19 protein-coding genes and 2 tRNA genes are annotated in these 20,425 nt (G+C 71.2%); 8 read left to right on the top strand and 13 right to left on the bottom strand.

Going from position 1 to position 20,425, the window contains the following annotated elements; genetic code table 11:
* Positions 1-67: 67 nt before the first annotated feature.
* Positions 68-724, top strand: a complete 657-nt coding sequence (locus tag GJR97_RS08810; protein ID WP_154346098.1) for a GntR family transcriptional regulator — start codon at positions 68-70, stop codon at positions 722-724.
* A gap of 42 nt (positions 725-766) precedes the next feature.
* On the opposite strand, the gene GJR97_RS08805 is transcribed toward GJR97_RS08810, so the two are convergent.
* The 4 genes from GJR97_RS08805 to GJR97_RS08790 are packed head-to-tail and all read right to left on the bottom strand — an operon-like array spanning position 767 to position 5,662.
* Positions 767-2,458, bottom strand: a complete 1,692-nt coding sequence (locus GJR97_RS08805; RefSeq protein ID WP_154346097.1) for an amylo-alpha-1,6-glucosidase — start codon at positions 2,456-2,458, stop codon at positions 767-769.
* A complete protein-coding gene (locus GJR97_RS08800; protein WP_154346096.1) occupies positions 2,455-3,366 on the bottom strand; it encodes a carbohydrate ABC transporter permease in 912 nt (303 codons plus the stop codon). The genes GJR97_RS08805 and GJR97_RS08800 overlap by 4 nt, the downstream gene beginning before the upstream one ends.
* Positions 3,363-4,385, bottom strand: coding sequence for a carbohydrate ABC transporter permease (locus GJR97_RS08795; protein WP_324613305.1), 1,023 nt, complete (start codon positions 4,383-4,385; stop codon positions 3,363-3,365). Before GJR97_RS08795 ends, GJR97_RS08800 begins: the two co-directional genes overlap by 4 nt.
* Positions 4,382-5,662, bottom strand: a complete 1,281-nt coding sequence (locus GJR97_RS08790; protein WP_229276119.1) for an ABC transporter substrate-binding protein — start codon at positions 5,660-5,662, stop codon at positions 4,382-4,384. The genes GJR97_RS08795 and GJR97_RS08790 overlap by 4 nt, the downstream gene beginning before the upstream one ends.
* A gap of 264 nt (positions 5,663-5,926) precedes the next feature.
* Between GJR97_RS08790 and GJR97_RS08785 the strand changes: the two genes are divergently transcribed.
* Complete coding sequence (locus tag GJR97_RS08785) at positions 5,927-6,580, top strand: DUF305 domain-containing protein (RefSeq protein ID WP_154346094.1); 654 nt, start codon at positions 5,927-5,929, stop codon at positions 6,578-6,580.
* A gap of 115 nt (positions 6,581-6,695) precedes the next feature.
* On the opposite strand, the gene GJR97_RS08780 is transcribed toward GJR97_RS08785, so the two are convergent.
* A complete protein-coding gene (locus tag GJR97_RS08780; RefSeq protein ID WP_154346093.1) occupies positions 6,696-8,468 on the bottom strand; it encodes an LVIVD repeat-containing protein in 1,773 nt (590 codons plus the stop codon).
* A gap of 255 nt (positions 8,469-8,723) precedes the next feature.
* Here GJR97_RS08780 and GJR97_RS08775 point away from each other — a divergent pair, with 255 nt between their 5' ends.
* Together GJR97_RS08775 and GJR97_RS08770 are read left to right on the top strand one after the other, a co-directional pair.
* Positions 8,724-9,446 (top strand): SOS response-associated peptidase, encoded by a 723-nt coding sequence (locus tag GJR97_RS08775; RefSeq protein ID WP_154346092.1) that lies wholly within the window; start codon positions 8,724-8,726, stop codon positions 9,444-9,446.
* A gap of 37 nt (positions 9,447-9,483) precedes the next feature.
* Positions 9,484-9,873, top strand: coding sequence for a DUF2255 family protein (locus GJR97_RS08770; protein WP_154346091.1), 390 nt, complete (start codon positions 9,484-9,486; stop codon positions 9,871-9,873).
* A 42-nt stretch (positions 9,874-9,915) separates the two neighbouring features.
* Here the strand turns inward: GJR97_RS08770 and GJR97_RS08765 are convergent, their stop codons facing one another.
* Positions 9,916-10,578, bottom strand: a complete 663-nt coding sequence (locus GJR97_RS08765; RefSeq protein ID WP_154346090.1) for a DnaJ family domain-containing protein — start codon at positions 10,576-10,578, stop codon at positions 9,916-9,918.
* Between the two features lie 74 nt (positions 10,579-10,652).
* A complete protein-coding gene (locus GJR97_RS08760) occupies positions 10,653-10,940 on the bottom strand; it encodes an SHOCT domain-containing protein (protein ID WP_154346089.1) in 288 nt (95 codons plus the stop codon).
* A gap of 118 nt (positions 10,941-11,058) precedes the next feature.
* Here GJR97_RS08760 and GJR97_RS08755 point away from each other — a divergent pair, with 118 nt between their 5' ends.
* Positions 11,059-11,403 carry a YbaK/EbsC family protein gene (locus GJR97_RS08755; protein WP_154346088.1) on the top strand — a complete coding sequence of 115 codons (345 nt, stop codon included), beginning with the start codon at positions 11,059-11,061 and terminating at the stop codon, positions 11,401-11,403.
* Here GJR97_RS08755 and GJR97_RS08750 read toward each other — a convergent pair.
* The 5 genes from GJR97_RS08750 to GJR97_RS08730 form a co-directional block, all read right to left on the bottom strand.
* Entirely contained in the window at positions 11,400-12,035 is a 636-nt protein-coding gene (locus GJR97_RS08750) for a DUF333 domain-containing protein (protein ID WP_154346087.1), read from the bottom strand. The genes GJR97_RS08755 and GJR97_RS08750 overlap by 4 nt on opposite strands.
* A 113-nt stretch (positions 12,036-12,148) precedes the next feature.
* Positions 12,149-12,224 (bottom strand) — tRNA-Gly (locus GJR97_RS08745).
* A 116-nt stretch (positions 12,225-12,340) separates the two neighbouring features.
* Positions 12,341-13,396, bottom strand: a complete 1,056-nt coding sequence (locus tag GJR97_RS08740; RefSeq protein ID WP_154346086.1) for a hypothetical protein — start codon at positions 13,394-13,396, stop codon at positions 12,341-12,343.
* A gap of 9 nt (positions 13,397-13,405) precedes the next feature.
* Complete coding sequence (locus tag GJR97_RS08735; RefSeq protein WP_229276117.1) at positions 13,406-15,277, bottom strand: substrate-binding and vWA domain-containing protein; 1,872 nt, start codon at positions 15,275-15,277, stop codon at positions 13,406-13,408.
* A 66-nt stretch (positions 15,278-15,343) separates the two neighbouring features.
* On the bottom strand, positions 15,344-16,015 hold the full coding sequence (locus GJR97_RS08730) for a phosphatase PAP2 family protein (protein WP_154346085.1): 672 nt from the start codon (positions 16,013-16,015) through the stop codon (positions 15,344-15,346).
* A 60-nt stretch (positions 16,016-16,075) separates the two neighbouring features.
* On the opposite strand from GJR97_RS08730, the gene GJR97_RS08725 reads away from it, so the two are divergent.
* Positions 16,076-16,615: a YaeQ family protein gene (locus tag GJR97_RS08725; RefSeq protein WP_154346084.1), complete on the top strand. Its 540-nt coding sequence runs from the start codon at positions 16,076-16,078 to the stop codon at positions 16,613-16,615.
* Between the two features lie 94 nt (positions 16,616-16,709).
* Here the strand turns inward: GJR97_RS08725 and GJR97_RS08720 are convergent.
* Positions 16,710-16,796: transfer RNA gene (locus GJR97_RS08720), tRNA-Leu, on the bottom strand.
* 282 nt (positions 16,797-17,078) lie between these two features.
* On the opposite strand from GJR97_RS08720, the gene GJR97_RS08715 reads away from it, so the two are divergent.
* Positions 17,079-17,879 carry an HAD family hydrolase gene (locus tag GJR97_RS08715; RefSeq protein WP_324613353.1) on the top strand — a complete coding sequence of 267 codons (801 nt, stop codon included), beginning with the start codon at positions 17,079-17,081 and terminating at the stop codon, positions 17,877-17,879.
* A complete protein-coding gene (locus tag GJR97_RS08710) occupies positions 17,876-20,398 on the top strand; it encodes a glycoside hydrolase family 65 protein (RefSeq protein WP_154346083.1) in 2,523 nt (840 codons plus the stop codon). The genes GJR97_RS08715 and GJR97_RS08710 overlap by 4 nt, the downstream gene beginning before the upstream one ends.
* Positions 20,399-20,425: the final 27 nt, after the last annotated feature.

The following is a 20,425-nucleotide window of genomic DNA, read 5'->3' as shown; positions in this document are numbered from 1 at the left end:
GCTAAGCCGCAAGTCGAACGGGGTCAAGCCCTAGGCTTACGGCGTCGGCCGACCGGCTGGAGGATGGATGGCGATCGAGCGCAAGAACCTGCGTTCCCAAGTCCGCGAGGAACTGCTCGCCCGGATGCGCTCCGGGCTCGTGAGCCCGGGCGAGGGCATCAACGAGGTCCAGCTCGCCGCGGAGCTCGGCGTGAGCCGCACGCCGCTCCGCGAAGCGCTGATCGCCCTCGAGAGCGAGGGGCAGATCACCAGCGAGAACGGGAAGGGCTTCAGGTTCGTGCCCCTCTCCGCGACGGAGTTCGAGGAGCTCGCGCCCGTCATGGCCGCCCTCGAGTCGCTCGCGCTCGAGCTGAGCCCGCGCGACGAGCTCCGGGAGATCGGTCGCCGGCTCACCCGGATCTCGGCCGAGTTCCACCAGGAGGTCGTCGAGCACGCGCTCGTCGTCACGAAGGACGACGAGTGGCACGCGATCATGCTCTCCGCCTGCCCCAACCGCCGGCTGCTCGACGTCATCGAGAGCACCAGGGGCGCGTTCCACCGGTACGAGTCGCTGCTCGTCCCGAACGACGTCATGGTCGAGCGCGTCGCGGCGGAGCACGCCGAGATCGCCCGCCACCTCGCCGACGGCGACGTGCCGGCGGCATCCGTGGCCCTGAAGGCGAACTGGATGAACGGCATGCGCCGGATCCTCGACAACGCGTCGAGCCCCTACTTCAGCGCCTGACCCGGCCGGAACCGAACGGACCGTCATGCGCGGCCTCCGTCCTCAGGCGCGGTCGCCCCGCGAGAGCGCGACCGCGAGGTCGATGAACAGCGCCGCCGACCAGCCGAACGCGGTCGTCGCGGTCGGAGCGCGCTGGCCCGTGAACGGGTCGAAGTACTCATGGGGGCCGCCGCCGTGCTGCACGAGCCGCACGGTCGCCTCGGCGAGGTCGCGGGCGCGATCGGGGCGTCCGGATGCCGCGAGGCCCTCGGCCACGAGCGCATTCGCGTTGACCCAGACGGGTCCGCGCCACATCCGCGCGGGCGAGAAGGCGGGGTCGCCGACGGCGACCGTGGGGATCGCCCATGGCGTCGCGAACCGATCGGGCTCGTCGAGCGCCCCGACGAGGCGGTCCCTGATCCGGTCGGGCAGTCCGCCGGTCAGCAGCGGCATGAGCCCGACGATCGTGTCGCTCGCGACGGGCTCGCCGGCCGCCCGCGCGCGGAAGAGTCCGCGCTCGTCGTCCCACAGGCCGAGCAGCAGGTCGAGCGTGCGCGCGGCACGCTCGCGGTGACGCGCCGCGGCCGCTGCGTCGCCCTCGAGCCGCTCGACCAGGTCGGCGAGCTCGAGGTCCTGGCGCACGAGGAACGCGGCGAGGTCGGGCGAGGTCGTCGGGAGCGGTCCGTCGAAGACGGGGCTGTCGTCGAGTCCCGACGAGTAGGGGTGCCCGTACTCGGGCAGCCCGTCGCCGTCGAGGTCGGAGTGGGCGAACCACCAGTCCTGCGAGCGTCGGACGACCTCGAGGTGCCCGCGTGCCCAGTCGTCGGCGGGCTCGGCCTCGAGCACCTTGCGCAGGGCCCATGCCGTGAGCGGGGGCTTGGTGAGCGGCACGGGCGCGGCCGGGTCGGCGACCGCCGAGCCGGCGCGGCGAAGCGTCTCGCGATCCGATGCGGGCAGGTCGTCGCTCGAGGCGAGCACGCCGAGCTCGTGCACGACGTCGGGCAGCTGGCCGTCGGCGGTCGGGAACCGGAGCGCGAGGTCGAGCTGCTCCCGCGCGAGCGCGGGGTCGCCATGCCGCAGCCCCACGGCGATGAAGTACGCGTCCCACTGCCAGAGCCCGACGTACCCGATCTTCGAGGGCACGACGGCGCGCGCGTCGCCGAGCTGCGGGAGCTCGACGATGTTCGCGCCGAGCACCCACCAGCAGAACGCCGCCATCGCCTGCAGGTCGTCGCGCACGACCGGGCAGCGATCGAACCAGTCGAGCCAGGTCGACTCGGTCGCGCTTCGGAAGGACGCGTACTCGGCCGACCGTGCGAACTCGACCGTGCGGTCGGCGTCCACGTCGAAGACGACGGATGCCGCGTGCCGCCCGCCGACCCGGAGCGACTGCGGCCCCTGCCCCGCGTCCCACTCGACGCTCGCCTCGACGCCGGGCGCGACGCCCACGGCGAGTGCATCGGTGCCGGCGAAGGTGACGCCCGCGGCCCCGTCGGCGAGCACGATCTCGTGCGGCCGCACCCGCGTCACCGGCAGGACCTCGCCGTCCGACCCGCGCACGAGCAGCGCGTCGAGCACGCGGCACTCCTCGAGGCCCCGCTCGTACTCGGACGTGTGCACGCGGAGCGCGCCGTCCGGCCCGGCCGCCGCGCGGAACGCCATCAGGCGCGAACGCGGCAGCGTGAACGGCGCCCGGACCAGGTCGAGGTGCTCCCCCGCGAGGTCGGCGAGCACCGCGGCATCCGCCCCGCTCATCGGCCGCCCAGGCCGGACGCGGCCATGCTGTTGAGGATGCGACGCTGCCCGATGACGAACGCGACCAGCATCGGGATGGTGGCGAGCGCCGACGCCGCCATCACCAGGCCGTAGTCGACCGAGCCGAACTGTCCCCTGAAGCTCGCGAGCAGGAGCGGCACCGTGAACAGGTCGGGCGAGTTCAGCAGCACGAGCGGGAACAGGAAGCTGTTCCAGACGTCGAGCGCCACGATGATGCTGAGCGCGCCGAGGCCCGGCTTAAGGTTGGGCAGGATGATGCTCCAGAACGTCCGCCAGCGACCCGCGCCGTCGACGAGCGCCGCCTCCTCGAGCTCCTTCGGCAGGCTGAGCACGAACTGCCGCATGAGGAAGACCGCGAACGGGTTCACCAGCATCGCCGGGACGATGAGCGAGAGGTGCGAGTCGACCCACCCGAACTTCGCCATGAGCAGGTAGAAGGGGATGAGCGTGACCTGCTTCGGGATCATCTGCGTCGCGAGGAACAGGATGAACAGCACCCGGCTGCCGCGGAAGCGGATGCGCGCGAACGCGTACCCGGCCATGGCCGCGGTGACGAGTGTGCCGACGACGGCCAGCACGCAGATGTAGATGCTGTTCAGGTAGGCCTGGCCGAAGGGCACGGCGTTCCACGCGTCGACGTACTTGTCGATCGTCCACGGGTCGGGCCAGAAGCTCAGGGGGTCCTGCAGCAGCTGCGGCAGCGTCTTGAACGAGGTCAGCAGCATCCACAGGAACGGGAACACCATCGCGAGGCCCGCGACGACGAGGGCGACGTGGATGGCGACCCGGCCGACTGCGCGCCTGCTGCGACCGGCGGCGGGCCCGCGACGCGGGCGCTCCAGGTCGGGGCGGCCGACGAGCGTCGTCTCGATGTCTGCGGCGGTCATGCGTCGGCGTCCTCGTAGTGCACGAACTTCTTCTGCGCGCCGAACTGGATCGCGGTGATGACGAGCGTCAGCAGCAGCAGGATCACGGAGGCGGCGCTGGAGGGTCCGAACTCGAACCGCCCGAAGCCCAGGTCGTAGATGTGGTAGACGATCGTCCGCGTCGCGTTGTCCGGGCCGGCGTTCGCGGTGAGCACGAATACGGTGTCGAACGTCTGCAGCGACGAGATGAAGGCGACGATCGAGGAGAAGAACACGATCGGCGAGAGCAGCGGCAGGCGGATGCTGCGGAAGAGCCGCCACGCGCCCGCGCCGTCGATGCGCGCCGCCTCGATGACCGACGGCGAGATGTTCTGCAGGCCGGCCAGGAAGATGATCACGTTGAGGCCGAGCGACGACCAGATCGAGACGATGCACACGGCGATGAGCGCGAGGCGGGGGTCGCCGAGCCAGTCCGGAGGGTCGATGCCGACGACGTTCGCGATCGCGCCGCTCAGCACGCCGTCGGCGCGGAACAGCTGCTGCCAGATCATGGCGACGGCGACGGTGCTCGTCACGACCGGCGCGAAGAACAGGATCAGGTAGAGCGTGCGGGTGCGCAGCTTCTCGAGCGCGACGGCGACGACGACCGCGAGGCCGAGCCCGACCGGCACCGTGATGAGCGCGATGAGCAGGGTGTTCACGATCGAGCGCAGCAGCAGCTCGTCCTGCAGCTGCGCGGTGAAGTTGGCGAAGCCGACCCACTCGAGCTCGGTGAGGCCGTCCCACGACGCGAACGCGAGCACCAGGCTCGCCACGAACGGCAGCAGCACGAACACCGCCATGCCGATCAGCTGCGGCCCGACGAAGACGTAGCCCCATCGGCGGTCGCGACGTCGCCAGGCGGCCTCGCGGCGGGGACCGAGGGGCGCAGCACGGCGGGGCGGAGCTCCCAGCGGAGCCCCGCGTTCCGCCGAGGGCGCGGGTGGCGCGACCGGGGTCCCGGTCGCGCCGCCCGAGGTGATCACCATGGGTGAGCTCACTCCGCGGTCTTCTCCGCGACGAGGGCTGCGACCTCGTCGAGGGTGGACTGCGCGTCGGACTTGCCCTCGTAGAGCTTCAGGAACAGGTCGCTGATGTCCGTGGAGAGGCCGGGGATGCGGGCCTCGGGCGCGTAGTCCTCGAACCCGATGTCGCGCATGTCGAGGAAGGTCTGCGCGTGGGCGGGGTAGCCGTCCTCGAGGACGACCTCGTCGGCGCCGGCGATGGACGGCACGGCGTTCCCGCCGCCGGAGAGGCGGAAGACCTGTCCCTCGGCCGAGAGGAACTCGGTCCAGAACGTGAATGCGGCGTCCGGGGCATCCGTCTTGCCGTTGATGGCGAGGTACGACGTGGCGACGCCGGTGGGCGCGGCCTGGCCGTCGGGCGTCGGCCAGCGCACGATGTCGTAGCTGTCCTGCTCGCCCGCGCTCGAGACGGTGCCGATCGTGTAGCGGCCCTGGGCGAAGAATCCGGCCTCGTGCGTCACGAAGACGCTGTCGGCGCCGGCGCCCTCCGGCATGGTGTCGGCGACGACGAAGGTGCCGTCCTGGAAGTAGTCGCCGAGCGTCTCGACCGCGTCGACCGTCGCCGTATCGTCGTTGCCGACGAACGTGCCGGACTCGTCGTACGCCGTGCCGCCCTGCGCGGAGATCCAGCTGTAGTGCGTGGCCCAGTAGTTCCAGAACATCGAACCGACGAGACCCGCCTCGGCGAGCGCGTCGTTCATCTCGAGGTACTTCTCGGTGGTCCACTCGCCGTTCTCTGCGAGTGTCGCCGGGTCCTCGGTGATGCCCGCAGCCTCGAGGGCCTGCATGTCGTACCAGAGGACGTCGGGGTTGGAGTCGTTCGGAGCGGCGTAGATCTCGCCGTCGGTCTCGGCGGCGCCGAAGAGCCCGGGGAAGAAGTCGTCGGGGTCGGTCAGGCTCGCGTCGGACTCCATGAGGTCCGTGAGCGGGAGGAGCACGCCGGCGTCGACGAACTGGCCGATCTTGTCGTCGCCGATGTAGAAGACGTCGGGTGCCGTGCCGCTCGTGAGCTGAGCGAGCAGCTTCGAGTGGTAGTCGCCGTAGCTGGCCACCGGCTGCAGCTCGACCGTGATGTCCGGGTGCCGCTGCATGAACTCCTCGTTGAACTCCTCGAAGCGCGTGAGTTCCTCTGGGGTGCCCCAGGTCGACCACACGACGGTGTCCTCGTCGGCGCCTCCCCCGCCACCGCTGCAGGCCGCGAGGCCCACCGTCATCGCGCCGGCCGCTCCGACCGCGAGCAGACGTCTCGTCATTGAGTTCGCACGGCGCATGGCGCCCCACCTCTTCCGTCATCGTTGATCGCCGGGAGCATCCCGGCACTCAGTATTTTGTATACAGAACGCAGTTCTGGTCAAGTCTCGAATCGACAACGGTCGTGCGAGCGACTGCGGGCGAATGGCCTCGGACCCGCCGGTCGCGTGCGCCGGAGTTCCGGGTTAGCCTGACGTGACCCGCAGCGCGGCGGGGCGCCCCTGCCGCACGCGTGACGTTCCCTTCGACGTGGATGAGGTACTCGGATGACGGCTTCGGCTCGGTCCTACGGTGTTGCGGCAGCACTCCTGCTCGCGCTCGGCCTGACGGCCTGCACGCCGGGCGACGACACCCCCGCGCCGACCAGCCCGGTGGTCCAGCTCGGCGCGCCGGGCGAGGAGAACCGCACGCTGTCGCCCGAGGAGGCGGCCGACATCGAGCAGCCGGAGCACACGGACGCCGACATCGCGTTCATGCAGATGATGATCGTGCACCACGATCAGGCCATCACGATGACCGAGTGGGTCGACGAACGCACGAGCGATCGCGATCTGCGGCTGTTGGCCGAGCGGATGCGGGTCGGCCAGGAGGACGAGATCGAGCTGATGGCGAACTGGCTGCGTGACCGCGGCACGCCGCTCGAGGGCGATCACATGAGCCATGCGGCCGGGTCGATGCCCGGCATGCTCACCGAGGACCAGCTCGCGGAGCTCGAGGGTGCGACCGGCGAGGACTTCGAGCGACTGTTCCTGGAGTACATGATCCAGCACCACAACGGCGCGCTCGAGATGGTCGCCGACCTCCGCGCGGCCGGCGGTGCGATGGAGATCTCGATGGGCCGGTTCGCCAACGACGTCGAGGGCGACCAGGGCATCGAGATCGCCCGGATGCAGCAGATGCTCGCCGCACTGGACTCGTAGCGCACCACGGCCCGGCGTTGCCGCCCACGACGCACGACGATGCCCGGCGGTCCCTCGAGACCGCCGGGCATCGTTGCGGTGGAGGGGAGCCCGTCCGGCCTCCCCTCCACCGGGATCAACTGAGGGTCGCCTTCAGGGCGAGGATCGCCTGCACGACCGCCGAGTCGGACGAGGCGCCCGACTTCTTGACGGCGTTGTCGAGCTGCGCGGCCACGGCCTTGCTGCTCGATCCGTCGGCCTCGAGCGCGGCAGCCTCGGCCAGGTGCTTGCGGACCTGTTCGAGCTGCTTGGCGTCGAGGTCGCCCGACCGTTCCGCCTGGTCGACGTACGACCCGGCGACCGCGAAGCTCGGCGCGTGGACGAGCATCGCCTGCGTCTGCGCGTTGAACACGTCGAGCTCGATCTCGCCCGCTGCGGCGATCTCGTTGGCCGACATCATGCCGGTCTCCGCGAGTGCCAGGGAGTCGAAGCCGCGTGCGATCTCACTGCCGAGCACGTTGCCGTTGTACCAGTAGGTCGACCAGTAGCCGCCGAGCGCGAGCTGGTTCGGGTTGATCGGGCCTCGGTCGAGGTACGCGATCTCGACCGGGTTCGCCGTGTCGGTGAAGTCGAAGATCGACACACCGCCCTGGTACCAGGCCTGGACCATGACGTCTCGGCCGGGGACCGGGATGATCGAGCCGTTGTGCGCGACGCAGTTCTCGGCGGTCGTCTGCGCGGCCGGGAGCTTGTAGTAGCTCGCGAACTCGAGCTCGCCGTCGACGATGTCGAACAGCGCGTTCGCACCCCAGGACGGCTCGTGCTCGGCGAGGCATCGGGCTCCGGTGCCGCCGCCCCACTCGTCGGTGAAGATCACCTTCGAGCCGTCGTTGCTGAACGTCGCCGAGTGCCAGTACGAGAAGTTCGGGTCCGCGACCGCGTCGATGCGAACCGGGTTCACCGGGTCGCTGATGTCGACGAGGATGCCGTTGCCCTGGCAGGCGCCCGCGAGGAGCCCGATCTCGGGGAACGCCGTCACGTCGTGGCACGTGTTGGTGTTCGGCGTCGGGCCGTAGAAGCTCCCGCTCGGGTGCAGCTCCGTGCCCGGCAGGGTGTTCTGCAGTCCGTTGTACGCGCCGGTCTCGACATCGGTGAAGATGCGCGGCTGGCTGACGATCGCCGCCGTCTCGGGCGCCGCGAGCGGCACCTGGATGACGTCGATGCGCCACTGCGTGGGGTTGCCCTCGGTGACCGGGTCGGTGGTCAGCGCCGCGTTCTCGCAGCCCTCGAGTTCGAGGGGCGAACGAACGCCGGAGGTGCCCGAGTTGTAGATGTACACGTTCTCCGCGTCATCCGGGTCGGTCACGATCGTGTGCGTGTGCGACCCGCGACACGTCTGCACGCCCGGCAGCTGCACCGGGTTCGAGAGGTCGCTGATGTCGAAGATGCGGACCCCGCGGAAGCGATCGGGGTCCACGGAGCCGGAGGTGCCCTGCGTTCCGCAGTCGATGCGGCCGTTGCTCGCCTCGACCGACATGAACATCAGGTCGCCGTGGATCGACACGTCGCCCTGTCCGCCGGGACACACGAATGCCGTCTCGAGCACCGGCGCGGCCGGATCCGAGATGTCGAAGACCTGGAAGCCGGAGAAGCTGCCGACGACGGCCTTGTCGCCGGTGAACGCCAGGTCGGAGTTGATGACGAAGCCCGCCGGGATGGGCAGGCTTTCCAGGAGCTCGACACCGCTCGCGGCGATCTCGGCGTCGTACAGGCCCCCGCCGAGGCCCTCGCGCGGGTCGTCTCCGGCTGCTGCAGCGGTGGCCGTCATCAGCGACGCCCCGAGCAGCAGTGCTCCGGATGCCGCGAGCGCTCGTCTGCGCCACGGCACGGGTCTGGGTGAGGATCTCATCGGTGGTGCCCTCTCTCTTCGCTTCACGAATCGTGCTTCACATGCATGAACGGCACCCTCCGAAGGACGAGCCGCACGTCGTCGTGCGGCTCGCCGGCCCGGACGGGCCGATCTCTGCTCTCACGCTACCGATGCGAACGCATTTAGAACAGGATTCGTTTTCGGGGGCCGATCGGCCCGATCCGAACCGGAGCCGGGTTCACGCCGTCGTCGGGCCCACGTAGGCTCGATCCATCCGGATCGGGAGGGATCCACATGTGCGGACGCTTCGTGGTGTCGCAGCAGGCCGACGACCTCACCGCGGTCTTCGACGCCGAGAACGACTTCACCGACTGGCGACCGTCGTACAGCCTCGCGCCGACCGACACGGTGCCCATCGTGCGCGAGCGCGCCCGCTCCGACACGGGCGAGTTCGTCCGGCGGCTGGAGCCCGCCCGGTGGGACTTCCACCCCGCCTTCATGAAGGAGTCGAAGCGGCCGCAGTTCAACAGCCGCCTCGAGACCGTTGCGACGAACGGGCTCTGGAAGGGCGCGTTCGCCTCGGGGCGGTGCATCGTGCCGATGCGCGGCTACTTCGAGTGGACGGGCGAGCCCGGGAAGAAGCGCGCGCACTACCTGCACGGCCCGGGCGAACTGCTCGCCGCAGCGGGCATCTCGACCGCGCGCAGGCTCGACGACGGCACCTGGGAGGTGTCGACGTCGATCATCACGCGTGAGGCGCGCGACGCCTCCGGCGAGGTGCACGACCGGATGCCCGTGTACCTCCCGCTCGATGCGATCGACCGCTACCTCGATCCCGAGAAGCTCTCCCCCGCCGACGCGTCGGCGATGGTCGACTTCCTCATCGCGCAGTCCGATCGCGTCGCGCCGACGATCTCCGAGCACGAGGTCGACCCCCGCGTGAACAACCACCGCCGCATCGACCCGCAGGACCCGACGCTCATCGAGCCGCTCGGCGGCGAGCCGACGCTGCGGTGAGCTCAGCCGCCCGCTCCCGTAAGAGAGAGGACCGAACATGAACGACTGGACCGACGACCAACTCGACCGCGTGGGCGCCGCCGACCAACTCGAGGTCGCCTCGGTGCGCGACGACGGATCGCTTCGCCCGTTCACGACCGTGTGGATCGCCCGCGTCGGCGACGAGCTCTTCATCCGCTCCGCCTACGGGCCGGAGAACGGATGGTACAAACGCGCCAAGGAGGCCGGAGTCGGTCGCATCAAGTCGGCCGGGGTGATCCGCGACGTCGCCTTCGTCCCGGTGCCGGCCGATGACACCGCCCTGCACCAGGCGCTCGACGCCGAGTACACGCGGAAGTACGGCCCGCACCACGCAGCGCACGTCACGGCGACCGTGCTCGGCGAGGACGTCCGCGGGGTGACCCTCCGACTCGACGCCCTCGACTGAGCGCGGCAGCAGCCTCGGGGCCGCCCGGCTCCCGGCTGCGCTTCAGCCGCGCCGCCACCAGCGCCGGCGCGCCCGCCGTTCGGCGTCCTCCTCGACCCGCCGCCGCTCCGCCTCCCGGGCGGCCAGCCGATGCCGCTGCTCGCGGCGGGCGCGCCACGCCTCGACCTCGGCGTCCACGTCGCGCGTCGGCGTGACGACCGGCGGGCCGCCGAGCAACTGGCGACGCGCCTCGACCACGCGTGCGTTGAACTCCGCGAGCGCGTCGCGCACGTCCTGCTCGCGATGCATGCGGTCGACGCGGTCGTGCAACTCGGCCGACTCGACGCGGAGCGTGAGCGCGGGCGGCCCGAGCCCGGTCAGTCGCTCGGTCTCGATCTTGCGGCGGATCCACCAGTCGGGGTCGTGGCGACCCAGCCCTTCGAGGGGCTTGCCCGCCCCGGGCAGGTCGTCGAACTCGCCGCGCCGGATCGCCTGCTGGATCACGACCTCGACGTAGGCCGCACGCTCCGCGGCGAGGGACCCGGCCGTCGACCGGTCGGCGGGACGCTCCGACTTCGGCTCGACGGACTCCGCCGGCCCCGGGGCATCCGCCGGTTCGGCACCGGAGGCCGCCTCGTCGGCGGTCTCGCCTCGCGCACGCGCCGCCTCGCGCTCCCAGCGCTCGAGGCGGTAGTGCCACGCGTCGCGTCGCGGATCGTCCACCATCTGCCGTCGCCTCCGTCCGATCCGGCCGGTGCATCGATGGTAGGTCGATCCGTCGCAACGGCGCAGGCCGCGTGCTACCCCTGATGACCTCCGCCGCGTGCCTCGTCGAGGGTCGCCATCACGTCACGGAACTCGTTCGGCGTGATCTCGCCGCGGGCGAGCCGCTCCTCGAGGATCTGCTTCGCCCGATCCGGGTGCGACCCGGCGGCGACGCCGGCACCGCCGGCCGACGCGCTCCCGCCCGACCCGGCGGCCCGCACCAGCAGCACGATGAGGACGACGATCCCGCCGATGACGAGCGCGCCGAAGAGCAGGCCCGGGAGCCACATCCACCATCCGCCGAAGCCGTAGTCCCACATCATCGACGCCACCTCCCCATCGACATCCGACTTCCACGAGCCGGCACGTGCTCCCAGCCAACCGCATCGCGTCCCGTGGCACAGGGTCGTTCGGCCCGGCATCCGTCGTAGCCTGAGCACCATGCGCTTCGGCACGCTCGAATTCGGACCCGCCCTCGACGCGCCCGACCTGCTCGCCCCGCCGACGCTGGCGACCCTGCAGGCGACGGATGCCGCGGCCGCCGACGTGCTCGTCGCCGACATCGATCCGGGCCTGGCCGACACGGCGGCGTTCTGCGAGCAGGAGTACGGCGGGATCACGCCGATCGGCCTGCCCGCCGACTGGTCGATCCTCGTCGACGAGACGGTCGCGACGCACGAGCGCCTGATCGTCGGCAGCGGCATACGCGGGTCGAAGCTGCTCGTGCCCGGTCCGTTCCTCGCCGGCCTCCCGCGTGCGGAAGTGCTGTCGCTGGCGCAGGCCTAGCGCGACGGGGTTCGGAACACCTCCGGCAGCGTCGACCCGTCGAAGCGGAACACGCTGGAGAGGTCGATGCCGCGCACGGTCCCCTCGGCGTAGTACGCGATGCCCCACTCGTCGATGAACGACCCGTCGGCGAACGTGCACGGCGCCACGACGGGATCGTCGGGGTCGTCCGCCGCCGTGAGTCCCCCGCCGCCGGCGCTCGGGCCGAAGCTCGTGGTCCCGCCGAGGGAGGAGCAGAGCGCGGAGGCGGGGTTGCCGGGCGGATCGTCGGGGATCCCGGTCCGCGACAGGTAGGCGAGCGCGGCGAGCGTGGGCTCGTCCGAGGAGATCGTGACGAGGTCGACGTAGATCCTCGAGTCGGCCTCGTCCTCGAGCGTCTGGAAGCGGCAGACCGCGATCGGGTCGCCGAGGGGCACCCAGTCGTCCTCATCCAGGTTCGTCCGCCAGGCCGGCTGGCGCTGCTGCACCTCGCCGCCCTCCTGCTCGCAGTACGCGGCGGCCTCGGCCATGTCGGCGGCGGATGTCGCGGGGTCGCTCGCCGTCGGAGGCGCCGGGGATTCCGAGCAGGCGGCCAGCCCGAGGCTCGCCCCGGCGAGCAGGCCGACGCCGATCATCCGGCTGATCCGTCCCATGCGCACCTCGTTCCCAGTTCGCGGGCGTGTCGACCCGCCCCAGACTAGACGGCGCGATCGACGAACGGGCTCCGCGGCGTCGCGAACGACGACGATCGGGCGGGGCATCGACGTGGAGCGGATGACGGGGTTCGAACCCGCGACCTTCACCTTGGCAAGGTGACGCGCTACCAACTGCGCTACATCCGCATGGGGCGGCTCCGCCGCTCCGGTGCCGCGCTCGCGCCCGGCTGGTCGAGCCTACATGACCTGCGGCCCGGTCGATGACCGCCGACGCCGTCCGGCCACCCGTGCCTGCGGGCGCCTCAGCGGGACGCCCCCGGCGGGGGACCCTCGCCGTCGCCAGCCGCGCGCTCGCCCGCCGCACGCTCGAATGCGCGCTCCCACTCCCGCAACTCCTTGCGCCCGCCGATGAGGCCGTCGAGCGACACCTGGAAGTGCAGCCCGCGCCGGGCGTTGACCTGCTTGATGTTCTGCACGAGCTCGTCCGAGACGGCGACGACCGCGTCGCGCACCTCCCGCACGCGCTCGTCGGGGTCGTCCCAGAGGTGCGGGTGGGTGAGGATGTCGAGCAGGTAGTCGCGGTCGAGCGCAGCGGTGAGCTTGCGGAGCTTGTCGTCGTACTCGATGGCGGCGATCCCGCGCTGGCCGCCGCCCGCGCGGTCGAGCCTCGCGAACAGCTCCTCGACGTTGACGGCGATCCTCGCGACGTCGTTCGCGGTCTGCGCCGCGCCGGCGTTGCCGCGCGCACCGACCTGCGCGTACTCGGCGGCGAGCGACCGCAGGGTCGCCACATGCCGTCGGATCGGATCGGGGAGCCGCCCGTCGCCGGCACCGCGGGCGCGGCGCCGGCGTGCACGGATCGCCCCGATCGCCGCTCCGGCACCCGCGACGAGTACGGCCGCGCCGAGCACGAGCCCCAGGACGATCCCACCGCCGCCGTCTCCGCCGCCGACCAGGGGGGCGGGCTCGGCAGCGGCCTGCACGCCCTGAACGGTCTCGGCGAGCGCGACCTCGAGGCTGTCGGCCCCGGACTCCGCCTGGTTGGCGATCTGCATCGCCTCGCCCTCGTCGAGCACGTACGAACCCGCCGACAGGTCGTCGCCGACCGCGACGATGATCGTGTCGTACTCCGTCGTCTCGGCGAGGCGGGTCAGGATCTCGGGCCCGGGTGCCTCGAGCGCGGCGTTGTCGGAGAACACCGCGACCCCGATCGAGTCGTCCCCGACCTGCGCCAGCAGCGCGTCCCGAAGGGCCGACGCACCGCCCACCTCGGTCGAGACGTAGACCGGCGACGTCTGCAGCGCGTCGGATGCGTCGTCGACGTATCCGTCGGCGGCGGCGAAGAACCGGGCATCCATCGGCCGCCCCTAGAAGTTGTTGATGACCGAGGCGAACACGAGGTCGATCTTCGCGGCATCCGAGGCGTCGAACCACTGGCCGCCGGTCGCCTCGGCGATCCGCTGCAGCGAGCCCGTGTCCGCGCCCTCGCCGTACGCGATCGGGAAGATCCGCACCGGGGCCGCGTCGCCGCCCTCCCGCGAGGATCCGCCGATCTTCGCGATCAGCGAGTCGATCGAGATCGACGAGTCGGTGTCCTGTCCGTCCGAGAGCACGACGATCGCGTTGATGCGACCCGGCTCGGCGCGCGCTGTCATCTCGTCGTAGGCGACGGCGATCGCGTCGTACAGCGGCGTGCCCTCGCGATTCGCGTAGCGCAGGTCGTCGATCGACGCGCTCAAGGTCTCGCGATCGGACCCGAGCGCCGAGACGTCCCGCAGCACGATCAGGTTCTCGCCCGCCGTGGAGTCCACGCCGGTGGTGAACGCCCACATGCCGACCTCGTCGGTCGAGCGGAAGTGGCCCAGCGTCGTCTGGGCGCCGTCGATCGCGCCGTCGAGCTTCGACCGGCCGTCCCCGATCCCGTCGTCCATAGATCCTGAGACGTCGATCAGCTCGAGCACGGACGACGGCTTGCGGATCTGCGTCCACTGGTCGAGCGCCGCCGACACGACGTCGACGGCCGGACGCGGCAGCGTGATCGCGGGCCCCGCGGGATCGACGCCGTACTGCTCGGTGAACAGGTCGCCGAGCGGCACCGACTCGTCGAGCGGACGGAATCCGTACTCCGGCAGGATGCGCTGGGCCGGCTCGGTGTCGAGGAAGTCGACGAACGCCTCCCCCGCCGTGCGCTGCACCTCGGTCACCCAGTCGGCGCCGAGCACGGTGATGGGGTTGTCCGACCACATCGACCCGCCCGACGGGTAGATCGCGACGAGCTTCTCCTTCGGCGGCGTCAGCGTCTCCCCGGGTTGGACGGTGTGCGAGTCCGGGTTGCCCTGGTTGTAGTTGAGCATCGAGGTCTCCTCGAGCGCCACGGCCGAGACGTAGCCGGAACCGCCGGCGCCGTTCTGCGTCTCGTCGTAGAGCGTCGTCAGCACCTTGCCGGTGGTGTCGCCGTAGTGGATGACGCACTCCTCGAACACCCGCGAGAACTCCTCGGCGGCCGCGACGTCGCCCGCGGTGAGGTCGGCCGTCTTGCCGGTCGCCTCGTACGACTGCATCAGGATCGCCGAGAGGCCCGTGGTCGACGTGTTCGGGTTGGTCTTCGAGATCTTGAACGAACCCCAGATCGGCTTGCCCGCGCTGCTCCAGCCGGCGGGGTCGGAGCACAGTCGCTCGAAGTCCGAGATGCCGATCTCGGCGTCCGGCCAGCCGAGTGCCTTCGCCATCGTCTCGGGCATCGCGAAGATGATCGGCGTGTGGGTGAACGACACCGGGTCGCCGACGAGCGAGGCGGATGACGCGGCCGCGACCCGCTCGGTCCAGACCGTGGACGCGGGCGACCACAGGGTCGGCCAACGACGCGTGTCCTCCTCGGGCCAGTCGCCGCCCGCGGTGAGGAACCGGGTCGCGTCGCCCGACGACACGTTGACCGGCCGCACCGTCGCGCACTCGTCGAGCGCCGCGTGCTCCGGCGATTCCTTGAACGCCGCGGCCAGGGCGTCGAGCATGTTCACCTTCTCCGACGAGGTCGCGACGACGAGGCTCGTGCAGCCGTCGTCGGCGAAGTCGCCGCCGTCGATCGGGCCGCGGTCGACGTCGTCCTGGCCGAAGGTGCACGCGCTCAGGGTCACCGTCATCGCGGCGACGACGGCCACCGCGAGCCCGCCGCGAACCCCCCGGCGAGTCGTCGACGTGATCGCGGGTCGAGCGGCCGTGCGCCGCGGAACGGGTGCCATGTGAACAGGGTAGGTCGCGCGAATATCGATCGCATCACGGTCGGGACGCTCGCGCCGGCCGAGACGTCAGAGCAGCGCCCGCCGCACGACTCCTGCGCTCCACCGCCCGAGCACGGCGCCCGCGACCGTGTCGGTGATGTGGTGCTGCCCGCGGTGCACGCGCGAGAACGCGACGGCACCGGGGATCCCGTACCGGAGCAGGGGTCCGAGGACGCGGGCGCCCCGGACTCCGTACCGGTCGAGCAGGTCGGCGAGCGTGGTGTGCAGCGCGACGGATGCCGCGGTGTGTCCGGATGGGAACGACGACGTGGCGTGCGGCTGCTCGGGGCGCCACACGGCCCGGGGTCGCGGCCTCCCGACGAGGGCGGCGGATGCCACGAAGCAGGCGGTCTCGAGCGCGAGCGCGGCGCCGGGGGCGACGGCGGAGCGCCGATCGCGCGTGAGCAGCCAGGTCACGCCGCACCAGATCGCGCCGTTCGCGATCGTCTGCGGCACCCCCGAGTACCACGAGAGTGGGCGCGTGACCCGATCGAGCGGCTCACGGGGCCCCGGCGGCTCGACCCGCGCCTCGGGGTCGGCGTCGTCCGGCCGGTGGCCGGACCTCGCCTGGAGTGCGCGCACCGCCCGGTCCTCGACGGGGTCGACGCCACCGATGCGCCGCACTGCCCGACCGGCCGCCGCGAGGACCGCGATCGCTCCGAGCGCCGGCAGCACGAACGAGCGGAGGAACGGGCGCATGCCCGCAGCATAATCGCGCGGCGGAAGGATTCCCCTGCCGCGCCCGTAGGCTCGGGGACCATGGCCCTCGGTGCGACGATCCACACGTTCGATGTGCAGCTGGCGGATGTCGACCGCGGCCGCTACGAGAGCCTGACCCTCCGCGTGGCACGGCACCCCTCCGAGACGGACGCGTTCATGGTGACCCGCCTGCTCGCCTACTGCCTCGAGTACGAGCCGGGCATCGCGTTCAGCGAGGGGATCGCCGCCACCGACGAGCCCGCGGTGCTCGTGCGCGACGACACCGGGCGCATGGTCGCGTGGATCGAGGTCGGCGCGCCGGACGCCGAACGGCTCCACCGCGGGGCCAAGCTCGCCGACCGCGCAGCGGTGTACACGCACCGCGATCCATCGAAGGTCGCCGCGGCATGGGCGGGGAAGCGGATCCATCGCGCCGAGGAGATCCCGCTGGTCAGCTTCGATCCGGGATTCGTCGACGATGTCGCGGGGGTGCTGGAGCGCCGGAACGCGATGACCATCTCGATCACTGAGCGGCATGCGTACCTCGAGCTCAACGGGTCGAGCTTCAGCACGGGAATCCACGAGCAGCGGGCGGGCTAGCCGGCGGACGGTGCTCGCCCGAGACGGCGTGCCACCCGGTCGCGACGGGAACGCGAAAACGGCCCGATCCCATATGGATCGAGCCGTTCCTCGGTGGTGCGCAAGGGGGGAGTTGAACCCCCACGCCCTCACGGGCACACGGACCTGAACCGTGCGCGTCTGCCTATTCCGCCACTTGCGCATACCGCTTCGCACGAGGTGCGAACCAGCCAACCGAGACTAACACAGGTCCTCGACGCGCCCGAATCGTCCGGATGCCGCGAGCGACGGGGCTCGAGCGGCCACCGGAGTCCCTTGGCATCCGCTCGGAAGTGGGACCGCATCTCGCGCCGCCGACGACTGCGGGCTTAGCCTTGCACCACGGCACCGGCGCCCGACCCGCCCCCGATCGAAAGGATCGCCCGTGACCCACCCCCGCGACGCGCACGCGCCCGTCGATCCCCACGACGTCGACCTCGGCGGCATCCGCGGCTGGTTGTTCGACCTCGACGGGGTGCTGACGCCGACCGCGGTCGTGCACATGCACGCGTGGGCGCGCCTGTTCGCGCCGTTCCTCGAGCAGCACGGGGCCGAGCCGTACCGCGACGCCGACTACTTCGCCTACATCGACGGCAAGCCGCGCTACGACGGCGTCCGGTCGCTGCTGGAGAGCCGCGGCATCCGCCTGCCCGAGGGCGAGGTGTCGGACGCGCCGACCGAGGAGACCGTGCACGGGCTCGGCAATCGGAAGAACGAGGCCTTCAACGCGACCCTCGCCGAGGAGGGCGTCGAGCCGTATCCGGCGAGCGTCGCGCTGCTCGACGCGATCGAGCGCGCCGGCGGCGACGTCGCGGTCGTGTCGAGCTCCAAGAACGCGCCCGCGGTGCTCGATGCGGCGGGACTCGCCGAGCGCTTCGAGGTCGTGGTCGACGGCGCGGTCGCAGCCCGCGAGGGCATCGTCGGCAAGCCGGCGCCCGACATGTTCGAGCGCGCCGCCGAGCTCCTGGGCCTCGCGCCCGAGGAGTGCGCCGTGATCGAAGACGCGGAATCCGGCGTCAAGGCCGGCGCGAGCGGTCCGTTCGCGCTCGTCGTCGGCGTCGACCGCGGGGTCGGACGCGAGGCGCTCACCGAGCTCGGGGCCGACGTGATCGTCGACGAGCTCGACGAGCTCATCCCGGCCCTCGACCGCGCGGGCGAGACATCCGCCATCCTCAACGACGCAGCCGACCCGCAGACCCCGACTGCCGCAGCACCAGCCGCACCAGAACAGGAGGACCGCGCATGAGGTTCGCCGACACCGATCCGCTGAACCGCACGATCTTCCCGGTCGACGAGTGGGCGCTCGTCGAGACCGAGTTCGGCGTCGACGACATGGGTCGCACCGAGACCCTCTTCGCAGTCGGCAACGGCTACCTGGGCCTCCGCGGCAACGTCGAGGAGGGCCGGGACGGCCACGTGCACGGCACGTTCATCAACGGCTTCCACGAGACGTGGCCGATCCGGCACGCCGAGGAGGCGTTCGGGTTCGCGCGCGTCGGGCAGACGATCGTGAACGCGCCGGATGCCAAGGTCCTCCGCCTCTACGTGGACGACGAGCCGCTCGTCCTCACCGAGGCCGAGATCATGGGGTACGAGCGCCGGCTCGACTTCCGACTCGGCGTCCTGAGCCGCCGGATCGAGTGGCGCACGCCGTCGGGCAAGCGCGTGCTCATCACGAGCCGCCGGATGGTGAGCTTCACCGACCGCCACCTCGGCGTCATCGACTACGAGGTCGAGCTCCTCGACGCCGACGCGGCGGTGACGATCTCCAGCCAGATCCTGAACCGCCAGGACGGACGCGACGAGTACCGGGGCGGCGTGACGGAGGCGCCCGGCGCGTTCGACCCGCGCAAGGCCGAGACCTTCACCGAGCGCGTGCTGCAGCCGCGCGTGCAGAAGAAGTCGGAGGACGGCCGCTACGTCCTCGGCTACCAGACGACGAACTCGAAGATGGCCATCGCGGTCGGCGCGCAGCACTCGATCACGACCGACAACGAGTTCAGCGAGAGCAGCTCGATCGGCGACGACCTGGCCAAGCACATCTACCGCGTCCGCGCGCGGCAGGGCGTGCCGATCCGCATCACGAAGCTCGTCAGCTACCACACGGCCAGGAAGGTCCCGGCGCGCGAACTCGTCGACCGCTCCGAGCGCACGCTCGACCGGGGAGTCGAGATCGGCGTGGCCGAGCTGTTCGCGCAGCAGCGCTCCTGGCTCGAGGACTTCTGGGCCCGCTCCGACGTCGAGATCGCCGGGCAGCCCGAACTCCAGCAGGCGACGCGATGGAACCTGTTCCAGCTCGTCCAGGCCACGGCGCGCACCGACGGCGGCGGCGTCGCCGCGAAGGGCGTGTCGGGCTCCGGCTACGGCGGCCACTACTTCTGGGACTCCGAGATCTACGTCATGCCGTTCCTCAGCTACACCGCGCCCATCGTGGCGCGGAACGTGCTGCGCTTCCGGCAGCGGATGCTCGAGCCCGCCCGCGCCCGCGCGCTCGAGATGAACCAGCACGGGGCCCTGTTCCCGTGGCGCACCATCAACGGCCAGGAGTCGAGCGCGTACTACGCGGCCGGCACCGCGCAGTACCACATCGACGCCGACATCTCGTATGCGCTCTGCCAGTACGTGGCCGCGACGGGCGACGAGGACTTCCTCGCGCGCGGCGCGATCGACATCCTCGTCGAGACGGCCCGCATGTGGGAGGACCTCGGCTTCTGGCGCACGAACACCGACGACGTCTTCCACATCCACGGGGTCACCGGCCCCGACGAGTACACGACCGTCGTGAACGACAACCTCTACACGAACGTCATGGCGCGCGCGAACCTCGCTGCCGCGGCCGGGGCGGTCGACAACCTCCAGGTGCTCGACCCGCACGCGCACAAGCGCCTCGTCGAGCGGCTCGGCGTGACGCCCGCCGAGGTCGCCGGCTGGCGCCGCGCCGCGGCGTACATGCACATCCCGTTCGACGAGATGCTCGGAGTGCATCCACAGGACGCGGCATTCCTCGAGAAGGAGCTGTGGGACCTCGAGCACACGCCCGACAACCGGCTCCCCCTGCTGCTGCACTACCACCCGCTCGTCATCTACCGCTTCCAGGTGCTGAAGCAGGCCGACGTCGTGCTCGCCCTCTACCTCCAGGGCGACCGCTTCACGACCGAGGAGAAGCTGGCCGACTTCGAGTACTACGACCCGCTCACCACGGGCGACTCGACGCTGTCGGCGGTGGTCCAGTCGATCATCGCGTCCGAGGTCGGCTACCACGAGCTGGCGCTGCGCTACTTCCGCTCGGCGCTGTTCGTCGACCTCGCCGACCTGCACCACAACGCGGCCGACGGCGTGCACGTCGCCTCCACGGGCGGCGTCTGGGCGGGACTGGTGTCCGGTTTCGGCGGCTTCCGCGACCACAACGGCCGGTTCACGTTCGACCCGCGGCTCCCCGACGGCTGGGAGCGGCTCTCGTTCCGGCTCACCATCCGCGGGGCGCGGGTGAGGGTCGACCTGACCGAGGAGGCCATCCGGTTCCAGCTCGAGACGGGCGGGCCGAACGCCTCGCTGCTGCTCGAGGTCCGCGGAGAGGAGGTCGTCGTGACCGCCGACACGCCCGTGACGGTGCGCCTCGACGGCCACGGCGCGCGGCGCGTCGGTGCCCCGACGATGCAGAACGTCCGCGGTGCACGGCGTGCCGACGGCACGCTGCTCACGGCGTCGATCCCGACGCTGTCGCTCGACATGGACGAGGAGGAACAGGCCGCGGCCTTCGACTGAGTCGAAGCTCTCGGAACCGCATCGTTC

The organism is Agromyces kandeliae (assembly GCF_009674665.1).
Classification (GTDB): domain Bacteria; phylum Actinomycetota; class Actinomycetes; order Actinomycetales; family Microbacteriaceae; genus Agromyces; species Agromyces kandeliae.
Note: the sequence above shows the minus strand (reverse complement) of the source record. Positions and strands in the feature narration are given on the sequence as shown.

Coding starts and splice junctions, on each gene's coding strand:
- GJR97_RS08760 (WP_154346089.1), bottom strand. CDS start 10,940: ATGATGTGGGACTACGGCTTCGGCGGATGGTGGATGTGGCTCCCGGGC.
- GJR97_RS08790 (WP_229276119.1), bottom strand. CDS start 5,662: ATGACGAGACGTCTGCTCGCGGTCGGAGCGGCCGGCGCGATGACGGTG.
- GJR97_RS08740 (WP_154346086.1), bottom strand. CDS start 13,396: ATGGATGCCCGGTTCTTCGCCGCCGCCGACGGATACGTCGACGACGCA.
- GJR97_RS08755 (WP_154346088.1), top strand. CDS start 11,059: ATGCGCTTCGGCACGCTCGAATTCGGACCCGCCCTCGACGCGCCCGAC.
- GJR97_RS08785 (WP_154346094.1), top strand. CDS start 5,927: ATGACGGCTTCGGCTCGGTCCTACGGTGTTGCGGCAGCACTCCTGCTC.
- GJR97_RS08730 (WP_154346085.1), bottom strand. CDS start 16,015: ATGCGCCCGTTCCTCCGCTCGTTCGTGCTGCCGGCGCTCGGAGCGATC.
- GJR97_RS08735 (WP_229276117.1), bottom strand. CDS start 15,277: ATGGCACCCGTTCCGCGGCGCACGGCCGCTCGACCCGCGATCACGTCG.
- GJR97_RS08775 (WP_154346092.1), top strand. CDS start 8,724: ATGTGCGGACGCTTCGTGGTGTCGCAGCAGGCCGACGACCTCACCGCG.
- GJR97_RS08810 (WP_154346098.1), top strand. CDS start 68: ATGGCGATCGAGCGCAAGAACCTGCGTTCCCAAGTCCGCGAGGAACTG.
- GJR97_RS08710 (WP_154346083.1), top strand. CDS start 17,876: ATGAGGTTCGCCGACACCGATCCGCTGAACCGCACGATCTTCCCGGTC.
- GJR97_RS08765 (WP_154346090.1), bottom strand. CDS start 10,578: ATGGTGGACGATCCGCGACGCGACGCGTGGCACTACCGCCTCGAGCGC.
- GJR97_RS08770 (WP_154346091.1), top strand. CDS start 9,484: ATGAACGACTGGACCGACGACCAACTCGACCGCGTGGGCGCCGCCGAC.
- GJR97_RS08750 (WP_154346087.1), bottom strand. CDS start 12,035: ATGGGACGGATCAGCCGGATGATCGGCGTCGGCCTGCTCGCCGGGGCG.
- GJR97_RS08725 (WP_154346084.1), top strand. CDS start 16,076: ATGGCCCTCGGTGCGACGATCCACACGTTCGATGTGCAGCTGGCGGAT.
- GJR97_RS08800 (WP_154346096.1), bottom strand. CDS start 3,366: ATGACCGCCGCAGACATCGAGACGACGCTCGTCGGCCGCCCCGACCTG.
- GJR97_RS08780 (WP_154346093.1), bottom strand. CDS start 8,468: ATGAGATCCTCACCCAGACCCGTGCCGTGGCGCAGACGAGCGCTCGCG.
- GJR97_RS08805 (WP_154346097.1), bottom strand. CDS start 2,458: ATGAGCGGGGCGGATGCCGCGGTGCTCGCCGACCTCGCGGGGGAGCAC.